Annotated in this window: 1 protein-coding gene; it reads right to left on the reverse strand. The window is 52.6% G+C overall.

The window, feature by feature from the left end; genetic code table 11:
* Positions 1-1,913 (reverse strand): MBG domain-containing protein (locus tag ACFSVN_RS04910; RefSeq protein ID WP_390299474.1); only part of this gene is annotated, 1,913 nt, incomplete at both ends.

Raw genomic sequence — 1,913 nt, forward strand, 5'->3', positions numbered from 1 at the left:
CGGCCGTGCCCACATCGGTGTTATTGCTGTAGCTTACCGTATAATCTACCCCCTCTGTCAGTGTCTCATCCTCGTCATTAAGCACCACAAAAGGCTCCAGCACAGAGCCCGTATACTCCCGGTCGGTTATCGAAGCAAGGGTTATACTCTGCGATTCAAGCGATTTATCATCAATGGTAAACTCCGCTGCCAGTTCTACACTTAACGCATAATTATTGGCCAAAAACTCGCCATTATTACCCAAGTCCAGTGTCCCGGCAGTGATCGCATAACTACCCGATTCCTCTCCGGTATCTCGCAAGAGTGCCCCTGTAAACAAGGGCGTTTCACCGCTTACATTCCCACCATACGTGTAGCTCAGTAGAGGATCGGATACCCCATAGATCTTGCCCTGATCACGGTCGGGGATTACCGTAAGTGTACGTCGGGTAATCATCCCGTTGGTGCCCGTTATTGTTGCCTGAGAGCCCCCCGATATATAATAATTGGCCGCATCGGCTCCCTCCAACATCATTCCTTGCACGCTATATGGGCGGTCTCCGGCATCTTTTCGATCATATTCCCCCGTTGCACGGACCTCTACCTGATCGGCCGATAGTACCGAAGACGTTGCAAGGTCCAGATTCTGCATGTATCTGTTACCGTCATAAACCTTCTGCGTACCCCCGGATATCGACACCGTTAGCTGTTTCGGGACAACCTCCAGGTTCCCCTGGAGCAACAGCGCAGTAAAATTGTCGCTTTCCCGGGTAACATTCTCAACATCCAGCTTGTAGCTCCCCGCCTGCAAGGTGCCCGAACTGCTGTTTGCAGGCGAGGTAACCACTATATCAAACGCTACAGAACCATCGGCCCCATCTGTTATCAAAACAGCGTTGCCATCCACAGATGCACGGTCCGTCAGGTCAACAATCTCATCGGCCTCAGATAGGTATTGTGCCGATGCCACCGAGTAGCTCATCTCCTCTCCATACACAAGCTCACTGTCTGCCAACTTCACCAGCAGCTGATCTGCTCCCACAATCGTATAGTCGCCTGGCTGGTAAGTAAACCCATAGTTTCCGGAGCCCAGCCCTGCAGCTTCCAATACATCTGCATACCTACCAGCCGCCTCTTCTTCTGGATTTGTCCTGCTGATTACTAAATTATCTGTATTCAGGACGCTCGCATCTTCACCAAACTTAAAACCACTGTAGCTCACCCCCGCATACCCCTCCGCATCAGACTGTGTGACAAACTTACTGTCGTCATTGACCTGTACCGTCAGCGTTGCCTTCGTGATTTCAAAATCTACGGTATCGGCCAGCTCAAGTCGGTAGTTAGCCGCTTTGAACACTTCGTTATCAGCCAGGGCAAGATTACCCAACGTTATCTCATATAAACCCGATGACTCCCCCTGTGTCCGGCTCAATCCTCCTGTAAAGGCCGGAGTTTGCCCCGTAACCTCACCGGCATAACTATAGGCAAACTCCGGGTCCGCCCCCCCATAAACCTTCGACTGACCCTCCTCAGCACTCACCAACATCGCTTTCGGGGTAATCATAAAACTCACCTCTTCCAACCCGCTATAATTACCCCGAAGTTCAATCGTCACCCCGGCCGTGCCCACATCGGTGTTATTGCTGTAGCTTACCATATAATCGGTGCCTTCGGTCAGTGTCTTATCTCCGTCGCTAATCTCCACCGGCGGGCTCAGCGCCCCGCCTGTATACTCCCGGTCGGCTATGGACTCTACCGTAAGCGCCGAGGGATCTAAGGCAAGAATCTCAAAGGTCGCAGAAAGGCTCCCGCTGTAGTTGCCGGTCCCCGTGATCGTCACCCCGGCCGTGCCCACATCGGTGTTATTGCTGTAGCTTACCGTATAATCGGTGCCTTCGGCCAGCCTCCTGTTACCATCGGTAACCTCCACCGGC

It is taken from the genome of Gracilimonas halophila (assembly GCF_042684365.1).
Taxonomy (GTDB): Bacteria; Bacteroidota; Rhodothermia; order Balneolales; family Balneolaceae; genus Gracilimonas; species Gracilimonas halophila.